The sequence below is a fragment of the Microcoleus sp. T3_D1 genome (assembly GCF_036700405.1).
Lineage (GTDB): Bacteria > Cyanobacteriota > Cyanobacteriia > Cyanobacteriales > Microcoleaceae > Microcoleus.
In genome coordinates, this window is record NZ_JAUBOV010000194.1 from 1 (window position 1) to 1,861 (window position 1,861).

Annotated in this window: 1 protein-coding gene; it reads right to left on the reverse strand. The window is 43.3% G+C overall.

Annotated elements, in window-relative coordinates:
- The coding region (gene ltrA / locus QT992_RS33320) for a group II intron reverse transcriptase/maturase (RefSeq protein ID WP_333378747.1) at window positions 1-1,221 on the reverse strand (1,221 nt) is incomplete at its 3' end.
- Window positions 1,222-1,861: the final 640 nt, after the last annotated feature.

The window sequence follows — 1,861 nt, forward strand, 5'->3', positions numbered from 1 at the left end:
TGGATGTCTACGCTTACACCATGACCAGAGAATTAGCCAAACACGATGACTCATGTATTTGAAGGTTTCTTTGCTAACCACTCCCTGATAATAGTTGGCAAAACCTTGGAGAATTGGATTGAGCTTTTTGATTAGGACTTCCTGCGTAACGGTCGCCATTGATTTAACAAGGCGGCTAAGTTCCTTCAGTTTGGCTAATACTTTAGCTTTTTGGGGAGTAATCAGCAGTTTACCGTCATAGTGTTTCAGATTGAAACCTAAAAAGTCAAAACCTTCAGCTATATTTGCTATCCTAGTTTTCTCCTCGCTTAACTCAAGTCCGCGTTCTAATAACCATTGCTTAACTCTGGGGACTATTTCCTCAATTTGTTCTCTGGTTTTACCAGTGATGATAAAGTCATCGGCGTAACGGATGATTCCTAGTTTTGGACACCAGGATTTTACCGCTTGCTCTAACCCGTGTAATCCAATATTGGACAATAACGGGCTAACAATTCCACCTTGAGGAGTTCCTGTTTCCGTTGGGTTGTGGACACCCCCGTAAACATATCCAGCTTTCATCCATTCTTTGATTAAGTCTCTATGGGGAACAGACCCAATCATGTTGAGAATCGATTCGTGGGCTAGGTTATCGAAGCATCCTTTGATATCAGCGTCTAAAACCCAGAGGTGTCCTTGCTTTGGACTGGCATTGAGTTTAATAAATGCCATTTCTATTGCGTCGTGACAGCTTCTTCCAGCCCTGAAGCCATATGAGTTAGGCTCAAAAACTGCTTCCCATTCGGGTTCTAGTATGTTTTTTACCAAATTCTGTGCGACCCTATCCTTGATAGTGGGAATCCCTAAAGGACGTTTCTTGCCGTTTGCTTTGGGGATGAATACCCTTTTGGTTGGTGATGCTTTTGGCATTAACCAGTTATCGACAAGTTTTACTCGCTCGTCTGGAGTGTTTATAACCTCCTTATCCACCCCTGCGGTACGCTTTCCAGTGTTAACCTGAGTAATTTGTCTCACAGAAATTAGTAGGTTGGCGTAGCTTCTTACTAACAGTTTCTGCAATCTTCTCAACTGCTTCCACTGCCCAAGTTGTCTGGCACGAAATATCCTTTGTTGTAGATTTCTGACATGCTTCCTGACTTGATGCCAGTTGACCTGACTCCAATCAGTAAGTTGTCCCTCATGTCCATTTATTAAGTTGTTACTTAATATCAAACTTTTCATGTCGGTTCGATTTCTTGAACATTTCAATTTCGTATATGACCCAGAAGAAGTCAGCTTTCCTTTCGGTCAGAGGTATAAACCACTATCCTTGCCATTACAACAAGGCGTTTGCTTTTTCTTCCCTCCTTTATCCCCCAGAGATTTCCGTCTTCGTTGCCTCCAACTTACTGAGAGTATAGACATTCTCTTAGACTCTGTGGGACTTACCCTGTTGTATCAACTAAAGTTTCGTGTATGATTTGGATGCGCCATCCGGCTTTTATTGCCTGATGTTTTTCCTCTCCTCCGATGGGATTTGTGTTCTCTTGGTCGGCTAAGTATCCATTAGCTGACCCACCCATATACCTTTTTGGTTATTGCCTATCAGGTCATTTGGCAATTTGGTGGCTCACGGAGTTTAAACGGAAGCGTTCACTTTCGTTCATCCAGATTCATATTTCCCCTTTGTTCCTGACCTGATGTGACCTGATCTAGCTTTGGTTACTTTCGTGACTTGCATTCCACCTATTTCATTGCTTACTTTAGGCGTAGTCGGACTCGGATTGAGTCTTTTACGTAGGGGTCGATGAAGAGAATCATCGAGCAGCATCGGTGCTGCGGTTTAGTTGACCTTTCAGGTCGCGCGGATACAAGCCCCGTC